The sequence below is a fragment of the Ensifer sp. ENS03 genome (assembly GCF_014852035.1).
Lineage (GTDB): Bacteria > Pseudomonadota > Alphaproteobacteria > Rhizobiales > Rhizobiaceae > Ensifer > Ensifer adhaerens.
In genome coordinates this window covers 38482-56382 of the sequence record NZ_JACVAV010000004.1, presented here as the reverse complement: position 1 = coordinate 56382, position 17901 = coordinate 38482, and the positions used below count along the sequence as shown (strand labels likewise).

The window sequence follows — 17901 nt, the reverse complement described above, 5'->3', positions numbered from 1 at the left end:
ATGCAGGGAGGAAGACGATGAGTGCGGAAACGGTGGAGAGCGGCGCCAGCGCGGCACCACGCAAGGGCGTGAGCATTCTGTTCGGCCTTACCCTCCTGGGGTTGCTTCTGTTCCTCTGGCTGCTGTTGGGCTTCGCGACCAACAGTTTCTGGACGCCCAACAACATCAGCAACCTGCTGCGCCAGGGGGCGATGACGGCGATCCTTGCGGTTGGCCAGACCTTCGTTATCATCACCGCCGGCATCGACCTTTCGGTCGGTGCCGTGGTCGGCTTCACCAGCGTTATCGTCGCCTGGCTGCTGGCCGCCGGCGTGCCGCTCTGGATCGCCATCATCCTCACGCTTGCCTTCGGTGTGCTGATCGGCGCATTCCACGCCTTCGGCATCGTGCGCATGGGCCTGCCGCCCTTCATCATCACGCTGGCGACCCTGACCTCGCTCCGCGGTATCGGCCTCTTGATCACCAATGGCTCGACCATTTCGATCACCAATGAGGCCTTCACCAATTTCTCGCGCGCCGATTTCCTGGGCGTTCCCAGCCTGTTCTGGATGGTGATCGTGGTGGCGATCCCGGCCTATGTCTTCCTGCATTTGAGCCGCTTCGGCCGCTATCTCTTCGCCGTCGGCTCCAACAGTGAGGCCGCCCGTCTCTCCGGCGTCAACGTCCACCGCACGATCTATCTCGCCTACATCCTGTCGTCGACCTGCGCCGCCTTCGTTGGCCTGCTGCTTGCCTCGCGCATCGGCATCGGCAACGCCACCCAGGCCGAAGGCTGGGAACTGCAGGCGATCGCCTCGTCGGTCATCGGCGGCACCAGCCTCTTTGGGGCTGTCGGCTCGGTGCACGGGCCGCTGCTCGGCGCCTTCATCCTCGCAACGATCAACAACGGCGCCAACCTGTTGAACGTCAACTCGTTCTGGCAGCGCATCATCACCGGCGCGCTGATCATCGTCATCGTCTATTTCGACCAATTGCGTCGCCGCAGCGCCCGCTAGGCGCCGCCGTACTCGAGAGAATTGCCATGAAAGCCGTGCTCTGCCCACAACCCGGTCGGCTGGAGGTCGTCGATCGCACGCCAATCGAAACCGTGCCGGACGGTTGGGTCCGCCTTGCCGTCAGCCATGTCGGCATCTGCGGCACGGACTACCATATCTTCGCCGGCAAACATCCGTTCCTCGAATATCCGCGGGTCATGGGCCACGAGATCTCGGCGACGGTGATTTCTGGCGGGCGAGGGACGACGATAGCGCCCGGCACGCCGGTCGTGGTCAACCCCTATCTCTCCTGTGGCGCTTGTATTGCCTGCCGAAAGGGCAAACCGAACTGCTGCACGGCCATCAAGGTTCTCGGCGTCCATACCGACGGTGCGTTTTGCGAGGAGATCGTCGTGCCGGAGGGTAATCTTTATCCGGCGGAGGGTCTGTCGCCGGAGGCCGCGGCAACGGTCGAGTTCCTCGCGATCGGCGCCCACGCGGTCCGCCGGGCATCGACGGATGCAGGGGCACGGGCGCTGGTTATCGGTGCCGGGCCAATCGGACTCGGCACGGCGATCTTCTCGCGCATCGCCGGCCATGACGTGGTGCTCGCCGACACCAGTACCGAGCGGCTGGACTTTGCCGCTCGCAAGCTCGGCTTTGCCAAGGGCATCGTCGTGGATGTTGATGCGGCGGCGCGCATTGCCGCTGCGACGGATGGCGACGGTTTCGATGTCGTCTTCGACGCCACCGGGCACGGTGGTTCGATGCAGGCGGCCTTCGCCCACGTCGCCCATGGCGGTACCCTGGTCTTCGTCAGTGTCGTCAAGGACGAGATCCGCTTCTCCGATCCGGAGTTCCACAAGCGCGAGATGACCTTGATCGGCAGCCGCAACGCGACCCGGCAGGATTTCGACCACGTCGTCGCGTCGATCGCGTCCGGCCTTGTGCCTATCGACGCGCTGATCACCCACCGCACCACGCTCGATGGCGCGGTTGCCGATCTGCCGCGATGGGCGGAGGAAAAGACGGGTCTGGTGAAGGCAGTCATCCAAGTGGCGGCCACCTGAGTGATGGCGGCTTTGCTGCATCGCCACAGGGGAGCGTACCCATATTTTGCTGCGGCGAGGCGCCAGATTTTCCTGAAAACGTCAGGCAGCGTGCCTCAATGCACGAAAACAGCGGAAAACGGCCAGTTTCGAGCAAGCTCGTTTGCAAATCGTCAGGAATCCAGATTCATTCTAGCTTCAGGCCTTGTATCGAGGCGAGACGGGTATATTTGTTGCACTGCACAAGAAAAATGGTAGTCTGGCAGCGATTGCGGACACCAAGACAAACAATCGCAAGCTTGCGTCCGACCGGGAGCGGCGTTGTCGTTGATTGAACCAAGGGGTACGCTTCCCATGTTCTACCAGCTCTATGAACTGAACCACGCAATGATGGCGCCGTGGCGCACGGCAGCCGACGCCATGCGTCTCGCGTTCAGCAATCCGATGAACCCCGTCTCGCACACTTATTTCGGTCGCGCCGCCGCCGCCGGTCTCGAAGTGTTCGAGCGCTCCACCCGCCGTTATGGCAAGCCGGAGTTCGGTCTTCCCGAGACTGTGGTCGATGGTCAATCGGTTTCGATCTACGAACGCATCGTCTGGCGGGCGCCATTCTGCAACCTCATTCATTTCGAGCGTGCGCTTCCCAAGGGCCGCGCACCCGATCCGAAGGTGCTCATCGTCGCGCCGATGTCCGGCCACTATGCGACGCTGTTGCGCGGCACGGTGGAAGCCCTGCTTCCGCATTCCGATATCTACATCACCGACTGGATCGATGCCCGCATGGTGCCGCTCAGCGAAGGCACCTTCGATCTGGATGACTACATCGACTACGTCATCCAGATGCTGCATTTCCTCGGGCCCGACACGCATGTGATCGGCGTTTGTCAGCCCGCGGTGCCGGTGCTTGCCGCCGTCGCGCTGATGGAAGCTGCCGACGATCCGCTGTCGCCGGCGACGATGACGCTTATGGGCGGTCCGATCGACACCCGCATCAACCCGACCGGCGTCAACCAGCTGGCGGAAGAACGTTCGATCGAATGGTTCCGTGACAATGTCATCATGCCGGTGCCGTGGCCGCAGCCAGGCTTCATGCGCATGGTCTATCCGGGCTTCCTGCAGCTTTCCGGCTTCATGTCGATGAATCTCGACCGGCACCTGATCGCCCACAAGGAGTTCTTCGCCCATCTGGTGAAAAACGACGGCGATGCCGCCGAGAAGCACCGTGACTTCTATGATGAATATCTCGCGGTCATGGACCTGACGGCCGAATTCTACCTGCAGACCGTGCAGGTGGTGTTCATGCAGCACGCGCTGCCGAAGGGCGAGATGATGCATCGCGGCAAGCGCGTCGACACGACCGCGATCAAGAAGGTCGCGCTCTTGACGGTCGAAGGCGAGAACGACGATATCTCGGGCGTTGGCCAGACGAAGGCGGCGCAGACCATCTGCACCAACATCCCGGATCATATGCGCATGCACTACATGCAGCCGGATGTCGGTCACTACGGCGTCTTCAACGGCTCTCGCTTCCGCCGCGAAATCGCGCCGCGCATCGTCTCGTTCCACCGCGAGCATGCGCGCCACGCAAAACCGGTAAAGCAGCTGATCAAGGGCGGAAAGTCGGCCTGATCCCGGCTCTTGGGGTCGTTTTGACCGCGTAGAGTCAAGGGTTTGTCGGATTCCGGAGGGAGGCGTCTTGCAGAGCCAGGGGCGCCTTCCCACATCGTTTTCATCGGGTCGCATGGGCGGCCCGGATGATTGCGAGGAATCCTGAAGATGAACCAATCTGCAATGATCCGTCCGGATTGGACGCCCGCGACCATCGCTCTGATGGTGCTTGGCTTTGTGGTCTTCTGGCCGCTCGGCCTGGCCATGCTCGCGTACATTCTCTTTGGCGAAAAGCTCAAGACGTTCAAGAAAGACGCAAACGATACGGTGGATGGCATGTGCTCGGCTTTCAAGCGCGGCGGCCGCCGTTCCAACTGGACGCATCGTACCGGCAACGTCGCTTTCGACGACTGGCGCGAAGCTGAACTGGCTCGCCTCGAAGAGGAGCGCCGCAAGCTCGACGAGATGCGCGAAGAATTCGACACCTACGTGCGCGAGCTTCGCCGCGCCAAGGACCAGGAAGAGTTCGACCGCTTCATGCGCGATCGCAAGAATGGTGGCTCGGGTCCGATTGTCGAAGCCCATTAACCTGACGAAACCGCTTCCGGCGTTTCACATGAAACGCCGGATCACTGTCGGCACGCATCCAACCAGCGAACAGTAGGCGAAAGCCCCGCGAATCGGTTAGAAAGCCTGCATGTTCCCTTCCTTCAAGCGGCGCATTCAACCTGCACCACCCGCAACAACGCGGCAGATCGAGGTCGCCGGCAAGTCCCTGCCGCTGACGATCAAGCAAAACGCGCGCGCGACGCGCATGACGCTGCGCATCGAGCCAGGCGGGCGGGCCCTGAAGATGACGGTGCCGCAGGGCCTCCCCGAGCGCGAGGTGAATGCCTTCCTGACACGACACCAGGGCTGGCTGATGACCAAGCTCGCCCGCTTCTCCGGCGAAAGCCAGATCGAGGAGGGCGGTTCCATCCTCATCCGCGGCGTTGCCCACCGCATCGAGCGCACCGGCAAGATCCGTGGGCTCACGGAAGCGATCGTGATCGATGACGAACCGGTGCTGAGCGTCAGCGGTGGCGAGGAACATCTCACCCGGCGCATCGTCGATTTCCTGAAGAAGGAAGCGCGCCAGGATCTCGACCGGTTGGTGGCGATCTATAGCGGCCGTATCGGCCGGAGGGCAAAGTCGCTTTCGCTCAAGGACACGCGCAGCCGCTGGGGATCATGCTCAGCCGACGGGGCGCTGAGTTTTTCCTGGCGCATCGTCATGGCGCCGCCAAAGGTCATCGCCTATCTCGCTGCGCATGAAGTGGCACATCTGCAGGAAATGAACCACGGGCCCGACTTCTGGGCGCTGTGCGGGAGGCTGTGTCCGGATACGGACGATGCCAAGCGATGGCTCCGCCGCAACGGCACGATGCTTCACGCGATCGACTTCGATTGAATCTTGGATGGCGATGAGCGGCGCGTTATGCGCGATGGCGCAGCGCTTCACGGATCTTCTCGTCGGTCTTGTATTGGCTGAGCGCATAGACCGACCAGATCGCCGCCGGAACCCAGCCGATCAGGGTCAACTGCAGGATCAGGCAAATGAGGCCAGCAAAAGGGCGGCCGATGGTAAAAAACTGCAGCCAGGGCAGGATAAGCGCGAGCAACAGGCGCATCAGTCTCTCCGTTGTGGTAAAATGCATATGGTGAAAGCGCGCCTGCCGCGCAAGGGGCGTGCACCCGCCAAAGGACGGGTGCAGGGGCGCTGAGTGACCGCTTTCGCGTCGGTTTTTGGCTCGACTCGCGCGGCATTTCATGCAAGGTCGCTTCTCATGAAAACCCAAGTGAAGATATGCGGGCTGAAGACCGCGGGAGCGGCCGAGCGTGCTGTCGCGCTCGGCGCATCCCATGTCGGCTTCATCTTTTTCCCGAAGAGCCCCAGGAACATCGAGCCCGACGATGCCGGCCGCATCGCCGACAGGATTCGCGGCCAGGCGAAGATCGTCGCCGTCACGGTCAATGCCGACAATGACGAGCTTGACGAGATCGTCTCGGCCCTCAATCCGGATATCCTGCAGCTTCACGGCAGCGAGGACGCGGAGCGACTGCTGACGGTCAAGGCGATGTATGGCCTTCCCGTCATGAAGGCCCTTTCGGTGCGCGAAGCATCTGACCTTGAAAAGATCGATGCCTATATCGGCATTGCCGATCGCTTCCTCTTCGATGCCAAGCCGCCAAAAGGGTCCGATTTGCCCGGTGGCAACGGCGTTTCCTTTGACTGGAAGCTTCTCGATGCGCTTGACGGAAGCGTCGATTACATGCTTTCCGGTGGTCTTAACGCCGACAACATTGGCGAGGCCATGGCGCAGACCAGCGCGCGTGCCATCGATATCTCCTCCGGCGTCGAGAGCGCGCCGGGCGTCAAGGATCTGAAGCTCATGGAATCGTTTTTCAATGCCGTTCGCCAGGCGGAGGCGGGCATGCCACGGTCAGGGAGCAGGACGTGAACCAGGCGCCAAAGTTGAATTCCTTCCGGGGTGGCCCGGACGAGGACGGCCGTTTCGGTATCTTCGGTGGCCGCTTCGTGGCCGAAACCCTCATGCCGCTGATCCTCGATCTCCAGAACGAGTGGGACAACGCGAAGAACGATCCGGCCTTCAAGGCGGAGCTGGAGCATCTCGGCGCGCATTATATCGGCCGCCCGAGCCCGCTCTATTTTGCTGAACGGCTGACGGCGGAGCTTGGCGGCGCCAAGATCTACTTCAAGCGCGAAGAGCTGAACCACACCGGCTCGCACAAGATCAACAACTGCATTGGCCAGATCCTGCTTGCCAAGCGCATGGGCAAGACGCGCATCATCGCTGAGACCGGTGCCGGCCAGCATGGCGTGGCTTCGGCAACCGTCGCTGCCCGCTTCGGCCTGCCCTGCGTCGTCTACATGGGCGCGACCGACGTCGAGCGCCAGGCGCCGAACGTCTTCCGCATGAAGCTCTTGGGTGCCGAGGTAAAGCCGGTGACGGCCGGCAGCGGCACGCTCAAGGACGCCATGAACGAGGCGCTGCGTGACTGGGTCACAAATGTCGACAACACCTACTACCTGATCGGCACGGCTGCCGGCCCGCATCCCTATCCGGAGATGGTCCGCGATTTCCAGGCGGTGATCGGCCAGGAAGCCAAGGAGCAGATGCTCGCCGCCGAAGGCCGGCTGCCGGATCTCGTCATTGCCGCCGTTGGCGGTGGCTCCAACGCAATCGGCATCTTCCATCCGTTCCTCGATGACGAGAGCGTCAAGATCGTCGGCGTCGAAGCCGGCGGCAAGGGCATCGAAGGCGACGAGCATTGCGCCTCGATCACAGCCGGTTCGCCCGGCGTGCTGCATGGCAACCGCACCTATCTGCTGCAGGACGGCGACGGCCAGATCAAGGAAGGGCATTCGATTTCGGCCGGTCTCGACTATCCCGGCATCGGCCCGGAGCACGCCTGGCTGAACGATGTCGGTCGCGTCGAATACGTGCCGATCATGGACCACGAAGCGCTTGAGGCGTTCCAGACGCTGACCCGTCTCGAAGGCATCATTCCGGCGCTCGAGCCGTCGCATGCGCTTGCCGAAGTCATCAAGCGCGCGCCAAAAATGGGCAAGGACGAGATCATCCTGATGAACCTCTCCGGCCGCGGCGACAAGGACATCTTCACCGTCGGCAAGTTACTGGGAATGGGGCAGTAAGATCATGACCGCACGCATGGACAAGCGATTTGCCGATGTTGCGGCCGAAGGACGTCCGGTCCTCGTCACCTATTTCATGGGCGGCGATCCGGATTTCGAGACGTCGGTCTCGATCATGAAGGCGCTGCCGAAGGCCGGCGCCGACGTCATCGAACTCGGCATGCCTTTCTCGGACCCGATGGCCGACGGCCCGGCGATCCAGCTGGCCGGTCAACGCTCGCTGAAGAGCGGACAGACGCTCGCAAAGACGCTTGAGATCGCCCGCCGTTTCCGTGAGGACGACCAGCGCACGCCGATCGTGCTGATGGGCTATTACAACCCGATCTATATCTACGGCGTCGACCGCTTCCTGACGGATGCGCTGGCCGCCGGCATTGACGGCCTGATCGTCGTCGACCTGCCGCCGGAGATGGACGACGAACTCTGCATCCCGGCGCTGGAGAAGGGCATCAACTTCATTCGCCTGGCGACGCCGACCACGGACGACCGTCGCCTGCCGAAGGTCCTCGAAAACACCTCCGGTTTCGTCTATTACGTGTCGATGAACGGCATCACCGGTTCGGCTCTGCCCGATCCGTCGTTGATCGCCGGCGCCGTCGGGCGTATCAAGGCACACACCAATCTGCCCGTTTGCGTCGGTTTCGGCGTCAAGACGGCGGAACATGCAAGGGCCATCGGAGCATCTGCCGATGGCGTGGTCGTCGGTACGGCGATCGTCAACCAGATCGCGTCGAGCCTGACCGAAGAGGGCAAGGCGACCGATGCGACGGTTCCGGGTGTCGAAGCGCTGGTGAGAGGGCTCTCGGCAGGCGTGCGGTCCGCACGTCTCGCAGCAGCCGAATAATTGCCTATATTAGCGCGCACAACCCGAAGGAAATCTTCAGGAGTTACTAAGTGAACTGGATCACAAACTACGTTCGGCCGAAGATCAACTCGATGCTGGGCCGCCGGGAAGTTCCGGAGAATCTCTGGATCAAGTGCCCGGAAACCGGCGAGATGGTGTTCCACCGCGATCTCGAGGAAAACAAGTGGGTCATCCCGCAGTCCGGCTTCCACATGAAGATGCCGGCCAAGGCGCGGTTGAAGGACCTGTTCGACGGCGGCATCTTTGAAGCGTTTCCGCAGCCGAAGGTCGCTCAGGACCCGCTGAAGTTCCGCGATTCCAAGAAATACGTCGATCGTCTGCGCGACAGCCGCGCCAAGACTGAACTCGAAGACACGATCGTCGCCGGTCTCGGCCGCGTCCAGGGCGTCAAGCTCGTCGCCGTCGTGCACGAGTTCAACTTCATTGGCGGCTCGCTCGGCATGGCTGCCGGCGAGGCGATCATCAAGGCCTTCGAACGGGCGATCGCCGAGAAGTGCCCGCTGGTCATCTTCCCGGCTTCGGGTGGCGCCCGCATGCAGGAAGGCATCCTGTCGCTGATGCAGCTGCCGCGCACCACGGTTGCCGTCAACATGCTGAAGGAAGCGGGCCTCCCCTATATCGTCGTACTCACCAACCCGACCACGGGCGGCGTCACCGCATCCTACGCGATGCTCGGCGACATCCACATGGCCGAGCCCGGCGCGGAAATCGGCTTTGCCGGGAAGCGCGTGATCGAGCAGACGCTGCGCGAGAAACTGCCGGAAGGTTTCCAGACGTCGGAATACCTGCTGGAGCACGGCATGGTCGACATGGTCGTCAAGCGCCATGATCTGCCGTCGACGCTCGCCCGGGTCCTGAAAATCCTGATGAAGAAGCCGGCGGAAGCCTCGAAGCTCAACGGCGGCACGCAGCCGGCCGCCTTGCCGGTCGCTGCCAGCGCTTGAATAAGCGCTGGGCTGGTCGAACTGCGTAGAACAAAATAATGCATCTCCGCAATTTCTTGTGTGCGGGGATGCTGCAACTCAAGGCGTTACAGCGATCGGTAGACGGCCTATAAGGCGCGCGCTGTAGCAGCCGAGCGTGTCGGGGCGGGGTTAAGAGATGGCAGCGGTGGAAGCCAGCGAAGCGGGCTACGAGATCGAAAAACTTCTCGCCCTTCACCCCAAGGGCTTCGACCTGTCGCTGGACAGGATCACCCGGCTTCTTGCAGCACTCGGCAATCCCCAGGACCGACTGCCGCCGGTGATCCATGTCGCCGGCACCAACGGAAAGGGCTCGGCAACCGCGTTTTCGCGGGCGATCCTCGAAGCAGCCGGCCTCAGCGTCCACGTCCATACCTCGCCGCATCTCGTCAACTGGCATGAGCGCTATCGCCTCGGCGTCAAGGGTGGCAAGGGCAGGCTCGTCAGCGATCCCGTGCTTGCCGATGCCGTGCGCCGCGTTGCCGAAGCCAATGGCGGCGAGAAGATCACCGTCTTCGAGATCCTGACCGCCGTCACCTTCCTGCTCTTCGCCGAGCATCCGGCCGATGTGGCGATCATCGAGGTTGGCCTTGGCGGCCGCTTCGACGCGACCAACGTCATGTCCCGACCGGCCGTCTCGGTCGTCATGCCGATCTCGCTCGACCATCAGGCCTATCTCGGCGATCGGGTGGAACTGATCGCGGCCGAAAAGGCCGGCATCATGAAGCGCGGCTGCCCCGTGGTGATCGGCCAGCAGGAGGAAGAGGCCGCTCGTGACGTCCTGGTCTCGACGGCGGAGCGCTTGGGCTGCCCGATGTTCGTTTATGGCCAGGACTTCATGGCCCACGAGGAGTTTGGCCGGCTCGTCTATCAGGACGAGGGCGGGCTTGCCGACCTGCCGCTGCCGAAGCTGCCGGGGCGCCACCAGTATGCCAATGCCGCTGCGGCCATCCGCGCGGTCCGCGCCGCCGGTTTCGACATCTCCGACGCGGCGATCGAAAGAGGGCTTGCGGGCGTCGAATGGCCAGGGCGACTGCAGCGCCTCACCAGCGGCAAGCTCACGCATTACGGTCCGATGGGTGCCGAGATCTGGGTCGACGGCGGTCACAATCCTGGCGCCGGCCAGGTGATTGCCGAGGCGATGGCGACCTTCGAGGAGCGCGAATCGCGCCCCTTGTTCCTGATCATCGGCATGATCAACACCAAGGAGCCGATCGGCTACTTCCGCGCCTTCCTCGATCTCGCCGAACAGGTCTTCACCGTGCCGATCCGCGGTTCCGATGCCGGGCTTGATCCCGTGGCTCTTGCGAGCGATGCCGCTTCGGTCGGTTTCGAGGCTTCCGCGGTTTCCTCCGTTGCCGAGGCGCTGACGGTCATCGCCAATCTGGTCGACGAAGACCCGGCGCCGCCACGCATCCTGATCGGTGGCTCGCTCTATCTGGTGGGCGATGTGCTTGCCGACAACGGCACGCCGCCGAAGTGATCGCCAGCCGGGACCGCCATCCGGCTTCTAGATTGAAGACAAGAAAAAAGCCCGGCATGCCGGGCTTTCAGCGTTTTCAGCAGTGAACTTGCTTTAAGCGACCGCCGTGGAGATCCACGAGGACAGGGCCGTCTTCGGGGCGGCGCCAACCTTGATGTCAGCCACTTCGCCGGCCTTGAACATGGCGAGCGTCGGGATCGAGCGAACGCCGTACTGGGCGGCCAGTTCCGGGTTTTCGTCGATGTTGAGCTTGGCAACCTTGACCTTGCCGGCGAGTTCGTTCGAGATTTCCTCGAGGCTCGGGGCGATCATCTTGCACGGGCCGCACCATTCAGCCCAGAAATCGACAACCACCGGCTCGGCGGAGTTCAGCACTTCCTGCTGAAAATTGGACGTATCGACCTTTACAGTAGCCATAGGCTGCTCCTTGCGTTCGGAATGGCAGTATCCAGATGTTGTGTGTCATGTGAGAAGGCACCGCTGGATTTTCAATATCGGGTATCTCACTTTGTCGCGAGGTCTTCAAGGCTCCTGTCGAGTGCCTGGTCGGGAACGACGTGGATTGCCGGCCCCTCGGTGAAGATCAGTACACATCGAAACGCATGTGCTGGATAAAGCGGCTGCAGGAGCGCGCGGTAGATCGCAAGCTGCGCCGTGTAGGCGAAGGGAATGTCGTTAGGAGATGCCGGCACCTGCCTGTTGGTCTTGAAGTCCGCAATCGTGACGACGCCGTCGCGAACGGCCAGCCGGTCGATCCGGCCTGAAACCGCGTGCTCGCGCTTGCCGAGCGCCAGCGTACCCATGACCGAAACCTCGGCCCGGCTGCTCACCGAGAAAACTGCGCCGAGGTCCGGATGGTCGAGCACGGCTTCGATGCTGGCGATCAGTGCGGCGCGTTGTTCTGAAGGCCAACTGGGCACGGATCGCTCGAGATAGCGTTCGGCCGCGGCCCGGCGATCGTCTCCCGCCATCGAGGGCAGAACCTGCAGCAGGCGGTGCAGGATGGCGCCGCGCAGCATCGAGAGGTTTGCCGGGGCCTTTTCTGAGAAAAGAGCCGAGCCGACGAGCGCATCGCCATCGTCCTCGTCAACCGCGATGCCGACGCCGGAAGGACTGAGCGGCCGCGGCAGCCGCTTTTGCGGCGGCAGTGGCGTCGAAAGCGCCTTTGGCAGGGCGGTGGCGGGACGGCCCGAATCGGCCGAGCGCGCATCGCCGGAGGGCAGATCGCGTTCGAGCTGCTTCTCGCGCCAGGCATGGCCGGACCATTCCTCGCCGCCGGCGTGAAAACTGGTCGGGTGGCCGCGGCCGCTCTCGTCTCCGGCAAGGCTCGCCTGAACCATAGCGTGCCATGTATCGGCAACGGCCCGCTGGCCGCGATAACCGCAGACGATCAGGCGGTCGGCGGCGCGGGTCATGCCGACATAGAGCAGGCGACGATATTCTTCCTCAGCCAGCGTCTTCAGCCGCTCGCCGTCGGCGGTGATGAGCGAGTTCGATTCCGCGCCCGGCGCGCGCCACACCGGAAGCGGCAGGACGGTGCCGTCTCTCTGGGCAAGCTCCAGGAAGCGAAGAGAGGGCACATGCTGGTTGCTGAACGCCGCCCCGCCGCCATCGGCGAGGAAGACGACTGGCGCTTCCAGGCCCTTGGCCGCGTGCACGGTCATGATCCGAACTTCATCGCGTTCCTTGTCCTGCTCGCGCTTGACCGTCGGCGCTTCCATTTCCAGCGTCGAGACGAAGGCCTGCAGGCCGGGCAGGCCGCTTCTTTCCTGGTCGAGCGCGAAGGTCAGGAACTCGTCGAGAATGTCGCTGACCTCGGTGCCGAGGCGCGCGAGAAAGGCGGCGCGGCCGCCATGCACGCCGAGGACGCGGGCATAGAAGTCATGCGGAGCCAGCTGGCTTGCGAGCGCCATGTAGGATTTCAGCGTTCGCGCCGTCTGGTGAAACAGGATGCCGTCATCGGCTTCATGCTGCAGCCTCTCCCAGAGGCTTTCGCCTTCGCCGCGCCGCGCCGCGAGTTCGAACAGCGCGTCCTCGCCGAGGTTGAACAGCGGGCTTTTCATCAGCGCGGCCAGCGACAGGTCGTCCTGCGGCAACAGCACGAACCGCCCGAGGGCGAGCAGGTCCTGGACGGCAATATGCTTGGTGAGCACCAACCGGTCGGCGCCGGCGACCGGAATGTTGTTGCGGCGCTTGAGTGCTCTCGTCAGAGCATTGACGAAGGCGTCGCGTTTGCGGACCAGTACGATCACGTCGCCCGGGCGCATCGGCCGGCGAACGCCCTTCTCGACGATCGTCTCCTTGCCGATCCAGCTTTCCAGCGTGGCTGCGATCCGGCGGGCGAGGATATTGACCGGCGCACTCTCCGGCGTTGCGTCGAAGGCGGCAGTCCATTCCTCGTCTGTATCCACCGGTTCGGCGGCAATCACGTCCCAGATGTCGACGGCGCCGGGATGGCCGATGCGGTTCGAAGCATGCACCACGGGCTCGTTGCGGGCGCTGAGGCCTCGCGCATGCGCCGGATTGGCAAAGACGGCGTCAACGGCCGAAAGCACGTCGACGGTCGAGCGGAAGGAGAGCTGCAGGCGGATGGGCTCGAAAGCCTTGCCGCCGTCGCGCACCCGCCGTTCGGTCTCCTGGCTCTCGCGCGAAAACCGCTCCGGACGGGCGCCCTGGAAGGAGTAGATCGACTGTTTCTCGTCACCGACGGCAAACATCGTGCGGGCAGTACCGCGTGCGCTCTCGCCCGAGAAGAAGTCGGAAGCGAGCGCCTGGATGATCGTCCATTGGGCCGGGCTGGTGTCCTGCGCCTCGTCGACGAGGATATGATCGATGCCCTGGTCGAGCTTGTAGTGTACCCAGGCGCTGACGTCGCCGCGGGCAAAGAGCGCCGCCGTGCGGTTGATCAGGTCCTCGAAATCGAGCTGGCTGCGGCGTCGCTTCAGTTCCTCGTAGTCGGCATTCAGCCGCTCGGCGAGCGTCAGCGCCGCCAGCGTCGCCTCGAACATCCTGAGGATGCTGATGTGATCGATGCAGGCGACGACATGGCGATAGGCCTCGTCCACGAGGTCAATGAGATCGGGGGCAGCCTGCTGCATCGCCTTGTTGAGGAAGGCGGATTGCGCCCGCGGCTTGCCCGTGCCGGTGAAGAACAGATGCCTGAGCCCGTCATAGCGCGCGCTGAGATCCGTCATCTTCGAAACGGTCCTCAGCCCCTCCGCAAAGTCGAGCACCTTCGTGCCGCCGACGCTGGTGGCGAGCGAGAAGTACCGTTCGAGCGCCGCGCCGTTCAAGCCCGCCAAGGGCCAGATCGTCGCCATGGCGCCGTCGACGCTTTCCTCCGGCGAAAGCTTCAGCGCCCGGCGCAGCTCGGCCTCGGTGCCGCCGAGCCCGTCGGCATGTTCGAGGAAGACCTGGATCGCGGTTCGGTTTTCGACGATTGCGGCCAGCAGCTTTTCCAGGCCGGTATCGTCGGCGATGTCGAGCACGGTGGCAAAGGCGTGGGCAAGAGCCGGATCGTCCTTGGCCGCGGTCGCGGTCAGCAGCAGCCGGCGCGCATCGGCAAGCAGAACCGCAGCCGCGCGATCGTCGAGAACCGAGAAATGGCCGGCGACATTGGCCTCCAGCGGAAACTGGTGCAGCAGCGCCTCGCAAAAGGCATGGATCGTCTGGATCTTCAGGCCGCCCGGGGTCTCCAGCGCGCGGGCGAACAGGCGCCGCGCCTCCTGCAGCTTCAAGCGCCCGGGCCGCTCGCCCTCAATCGCCTCGATCCGCTTTTCGAGCGTCGCGTCGTCGAGCGTTACCCATTCGGCCAGCCGTTCGAAGACGCGATTCGACATTTCGGAGGCCGCCGCCTTGGTATAGGTGAGGCAGAGGATCGCCGAGGGGCGGCAGCCGGCAAGCAACAGCCGAATCACCCGCTGGGTCAGCACGTGGGTCTTGCCGGAGCCGGCATTGGCCGACACCCAGGCGGAGCGGTCCGGGTCCGAAGCCAGCGACTGCCGGCGCGAGGTCCAGTCGAGCCAGCTTTGAGGCGTCGCCTGTTCGGGGCCGAGGTTGTCATCCCTCATCGCCATCCTCCTCTTCGCTGTCGGCCGTCGACCATTCGGCTACGCGTGCCAGATGGTCGTATTCGCCGCCATAATCGCGCTCTTTCTGAACAATCACGCGCGAGGCAAAGCCATGCTTGCCCGAGAGAAGCGCGCTTAGCAGCTTCCTGAGTTCGGCAAGCGACTCGTCCGCAAGCTGATCGGCCGACTTCGTCTCCTTCGACTTGCTGCCTTCGTTGTTGACCGCTTCCGGTTTGAAGCGCGCGCCCGGTTTGAGCCGGACATAGAGCAGCGACTGTGGGTGGCTGGGCGGCACGTCCTTAAAGGCGCCGGCCTTGAGGGCCGCGGCTTCCAGCGCGAGCTGCGGGTCGAGCAGCACGCGGGCTTCCTTGGTCGATGGGCTGGAGCCGGTCTTGTAGTCGACGATCTCGACGCTGCCGTCGGTCAGCGTATCGAGCCGGTCGGCAATGCCGGTCAGCCGCATGTCGGCGACGCCGAGCTCCATCGATGCCGCCACTTCGGTGCGCGACCGGCGGATGAAGCGGGCGCGGTCCCGTTCCCATTTGATGAAGGCCAAGCCGACGGCGGCAAAGCGCGGCCGCCAGATCGTGTCGATATGGGTGGGCAGTCGCGCCTCGTCGAAAGCCTCGTTCAGCAGCCGGTGCATGACCTCTTCCGCCGCCGGTAACATCAGATCGACGCCGGCGCGTACGAAACGCTCGACGATCTGGTGGTAAAGCGTGCCGCGCTCGGCCGGGCCGGGGTCGCTGTTGAACGGCAGCAGCGGATCCAGCCGAAGGATGCGTCGCGCATAGATCGCGTAGGGGTCGCGCCGTAGCCGCGACACTTCGCTGAAAGAGTACTTGCGCGGCTGCAGGTCCGCCGGTGGCTTGGGGGCGGGGCGCTCGGCCAGCGGCTGGCGGCCGCCGTCGTCAAGCATGCGGGCCCAGGCGAGATAGTCGGCGCCATTGGCGTGCAGCGCTCGCGTCAGCCGTTCGCCGCCGAGCGCCAGCAGCCGCTGCAGCCAGCGCGAGGCGACGGTGGGTGCTGCGCCCTGGCGCATCGAGCGGGTGAAGATCAGCCGCCTTGTGCCGCAGGCCATCTGGAAGTCGTGCGCAAGCTGGCCGATGCGTCGTTCAGGCGGCTCAAGACCGATCCCCGTCTTCATGGTGCGCGAAAGGAACGGATCGTTGGCCGTCTGGCCCGGCCAATTGCCTTCGTTCAGGCCGCCGAGAACCACCAGGTCCATGCTCTGCAGGCGCGATTCCAGCGCGCCGAAGATGAACACCCGCGGATGGCGCATGGAGCGAGGCTTGACCGCGGCGCTGGCCGACAGGGCTTCGACGACATCGCACCATTGCGGCCCGTCCGCGGTCATCTGGCCGTCGGTCTCGATGATGCCGCGAAGGAGAGTTGCGAGCGTATCGGCGGCCTCGCCGGACCAAAGCCCACCGAGGTCGCCACGCTCGTCGGCTGAGGCCGCTTCCAGGGCCTCGCCGGTGCGCATCGCCCAGTCGGCAAAGGTAAATTCGTCCGAGAACACGCGGCTGCCGTCCCGGCTGCGCGTCAGCGCGGAGGCGAGCGGCGCCACCGCGAGACCGATCTTCGCCGCCACGTCGCGGGCCGCCTGAAGCGCGTCATTCCCGATGCCGATGCGCCATTCCGGTGGATGGCGATCGGTCTTGTGCCGGACGATCGCCGCGTCGAGCACGGATTCGAGCACCAGCAGATCGACCGTCGCGGTGCTGCCACGCAGTGCCATGCGTTCCAGCGCGTCGGCCCCTTCGCGCATCCTGTCGCGGGAAAGCCCGAAGCGCGCCAGCGGATGCTTGAGCAGCGCGACGAACGGCACGGGATCGCCGGGGCGCAGGCATGCTTCTAGCAGCAGCCGCAGCAGGCTGCCCTGCGGCGTCGCGATGAGAGGCGTACCGGCGGAATCGTCGGCCTCGATGCCGAAGCGGGCAAGCTCGGCGCCGACCCGCCGTGCGAGATTGCGGTCCGGCGTGATCAGCGCTGCCTGGCTCTCGTCGCTGCCTTCGAGCGCGAGCCGCAAGGCGACCGCGATCGCGGCCGCTTCCTCGCGTTCGTTGGCGGTTTCGATGAGGGCTGCATCCTGGAAGGCTTGCTGCAGCAACGCCGGATCCAGCTCGCTGCGCATCGCGGTCCATGCATTGGTCGCCTTGGCCGGCAGAAGAGCGTGCGACAGGATCTCGGCACGGACGTCTAGGTCGACCTCGGCGACAGCCAGGGCGGTCACGTCGGGCCGCAGAACGCCCATGCGTTTCAGCAGCCTGTAAAAGCCGTATTGCGGGTGGCTGCGGCTTGCCGGGTCCGGCCTGCCGTCAAGGGCGGCGTCGGCGACGATCATGTCCCATTCGGCCTCGCTCATCGTCTGGTCGAGGCCAGGCAGCACGATCGTACCGTTGGGCAGCTTCTGCACGGCGGCAATCAGCGTGGCCGTTGCGGGAATGGAGCCGGTCGAACCGGCAATGATGATCGGGCCCTCGATCTTGCCGGCGGCGATGCGCTGCGTCTCGGCCTGCAGGATCGCGTTGCGGTGGCGCGCGGGCGAGGATTGTTTCAGTTCCTCCAGCCGTTCCGGCCAGTAGCTGCGGGCAATCTTCAGGAATTCGAGCGTCAGCTGCCACCAGAGGGCGTGCTCGCCGGCATCGAGCTTGTCGAGCTTGTCCCAGTCGAGCTCTTCCGTCTCCATCGCGTCGATGAGGTCGGCAAGATTGCGCGCGAGCCAGATCGCATCGGCAGGGCTTGCCGGCGCAATCAGCGGGCTCTCCGCATGGATGTCGAGCACCACCTTCGGCAGCCGGTTGCGCCAGGCGAGGATAAGCCGGCCAAGCTCGATCAGGCGTGCGGTCCCGGGCAGGGGCGGGGCGAGATCGAGGATCGCCGGCACCTCGGCATCGAAGAAGCCGCTGTCGTCATCGGTCTCGCCGAGCGCCTTGATGGTGGGCAGGATGGTGGAGCGGCCGCCGAGCAGGTCGACGAACTCGGACCGGAGCACACGGGCCGAGCGCCGCGTCGGCACGAAGATCGTCACGCCGGCAAGCGGCAGGGGATCGGCCGGGTCGTAGCGGAAGTCCGGCGTCAGGCTACCGTCGCAAAGCTTTTCGGCGAGCGTCTTCAGGAAGGGGAGGCCGGGCGGGATCGTGAAGACGTTGGACCGGCGGCCACGCAC

General features: G+C 64.2%; 14 protein-coding genes. 10 read left to right on the top strand and 4 right to left on the bottom strand.

Translation table 11 applies throughout. The features are described 5' to 3' along the window. Positions 1-17 precede the first annotated feature (17 nt). The 5 genes from IB263_RS16705 (at position 18) to IB263_RS16685 (ending at position 5081) form a co-directional block, all read left to right on the top strand. Complete coding sequence (locus IB263_RS16705; protein WP_034801644.1) at positions 18-995, top strand: ABC transporter permease; 978 nt, start codon at positions 18-20, stop codon at positions 993-995. Between the two features lie 26 nt (positions 996-1021). Then, a complete protein-coding gene (locus IB263_RS16700; RefSeq protein ID WP_090295153.1) occupies positions 1022-2044 on the top strand; it encodes a zinc-binding alcohol dehydrogenase family protein in 1023 nt (340 codons plus the stop codon). A 333-nt stretch (positions 2045-2377) separates the two neighbouring features. After that, a complete protein-coding gene (gene phaZ / locus IB263_RS16695) occupies positions 2378-3652 on the top strand; it encodes a polyhydroxyalkanoate depolymerase (RefSeq protein WP_090295152.1) in 1275 nt (424 codons plus the stop codon). Between the two features lie 147 nt (positions 3653-3799). Beyond that, positions 3800-4219 carry a DUF2852 domain-containing protein gene (locus tag IB263_RS16690; RefSeq protein WP_034801651.1) on the top strand — a complete coding sequence of 140 codons (420 nt, stop codon included), beginning with the start codon at positions 3800-3802 and terminating at the stop codon, positions 4217-4219. Positions 4220-4328: 109 nt separating this feature from the next. Then, the gene (locus IB263_RS16685) at positions 4329-5081 is read left to right on the top strand and encodes a M48 family metallopeptidase (protein WP_192438716.1); all 753 of its coding nucleotides are present in this window, start codon (positions 4329-4331) and stop codon (positions 5079-5081) included. Positions 5082-5106: 25 nt separating this feature from the next. Here IB263_RS16685 and IB263_RS16680 read toward each other — a convergent pair whose 3' ends face one another. Then, positions 5107-5301 (bottom strand): YqaE/Pmp3 family membrane protein, encoded by a 195-nt coding sequence (locus tag IB263_RS16680; protein WP_034801662.1) that lies wholly within the window; start codon positions 5299-5301, stop codon positions 5107-5109. A gap of 156 nt (positions 5302-5457) precedes the next feature. On the opposite strand from IB263_RS16680, the gene IB263_RS16675 reads away from it, so the two are divergent. The 5 genes from IB263_RS16675 to IB263_RS16655 all read left to right on the top strand — a co-directional run bounded on the left by IB263_RS16675 (position 5458) and on the right by IB263_RS16655 (position 10659). Beyond that, the gene (locus tag IB263_RS16675; protein WP_192438715.1) at positions 5458-6132 is read left to right on the top strand and encodes a phosphoribosylanthranilate isomerase; all 675 of its coding nucleotides are present in this window, start codon (positions 5458-5460) and stop codon (positions 6130-6132) included. Then, the gene (gene trpB / locus IB263_RS16670; RefSeq protein WP_034801666.1) at positions 6129-7349 is read left to right on the top strand and encodes a tryptophan synthase subunit beta; all 1221 of its coding nucleotides are present in this window, start codon (positions 6129-6131) and stop codon (positions 7347-7349) included. The genes IB263_RS16675 and trpB overlap by 4 nt, the downstream gene beginning before the upstream one ends. A 4-nt stretch (positions 7350-7353) precedes the next feature. Next, positions 7354-8193 carry a tryptophan synthase subunit alpha gene (gene trpA / locus IB263_RS16665; protein ID WP_034801668.1) on the top strand — a complete coding sequence of 280 codons (840 nt, stop codon included), beginning with the start codon at positions 7354-7356 and terminating at the stop codon, positions 8191-8193. Between the two features lie 50 nt (positions 8194-8243). Continuing rightward, positions 8244-9158 carry an acetyl-CoA carboxylase, carboxyltransferase subunit beta gene (gene accD / locus IB263_RS16660; protein WP_034801670.1) on the top strand — a complete coding sequence of 305 codons (915 nt, stop codon included), beginning with the start codon at positions 8244-8246 and terminating at the stop codon, positions 9156-9158. 157 nt (positions 9159-9315) lie between these two features. Continuing rightward, positions 9316-10659, top strand: a complete 1344-nt coding sequence (locus tag IB263_RS16655; protein WP_112772878.1) for a folylpolyglutamate synthase/dihydrofolate synthase family protein — start codon at positions 9316-9318, stop codon at positions 10657-10659. Positions 10660-10752: 93 nt separating this feature from the next. Here IB263_RS16655 and trxA read toward each other — a convergent pair whose 3' ends face one another. The 3 genes from trxA to addB all read right to left on the bottom strand — a co-directional run bounded on the left by trxA (position 10753) and on the right by addB (position 17901). Continuing rightward, positions 10753-11076, bottom strand: coding sequence for a thioredoxin (trxA, locus tag IB263_RS16650; RefSeq protein ID WP_034801674.1), 324 nt, complete (start codon positions 11074-11076; stop codon positions 10753-10755). A gap of 86 nt (positions 11077-11162) precedes the next feature. Then, the gene (gene addA, locus IB263_RS16645; RefSeq protein ID WP_192438714.1) at positions 11163-14729 is read right to left on the bottom strand and encodes a double-strand break repair helicase AddA; all 3567 of its coding nucleotides are present in this window, start codon (positions 14727-14729) and stop codon (positions 11163-11165) included. After that, positions 14719-17901 (bottom strand): double-strand break repair protein AddB, encoded by a 3183-nt coding sequence (gene addB / locus IB263_RS16640; RefSeq protein WP_371814127.1) that lies wholly within the window; start codon positions 17899-17901, stop codon positions 14719-14721. The genes addA and addB overlap by 11 nt, the downstream gene beginning before the upstream one ends.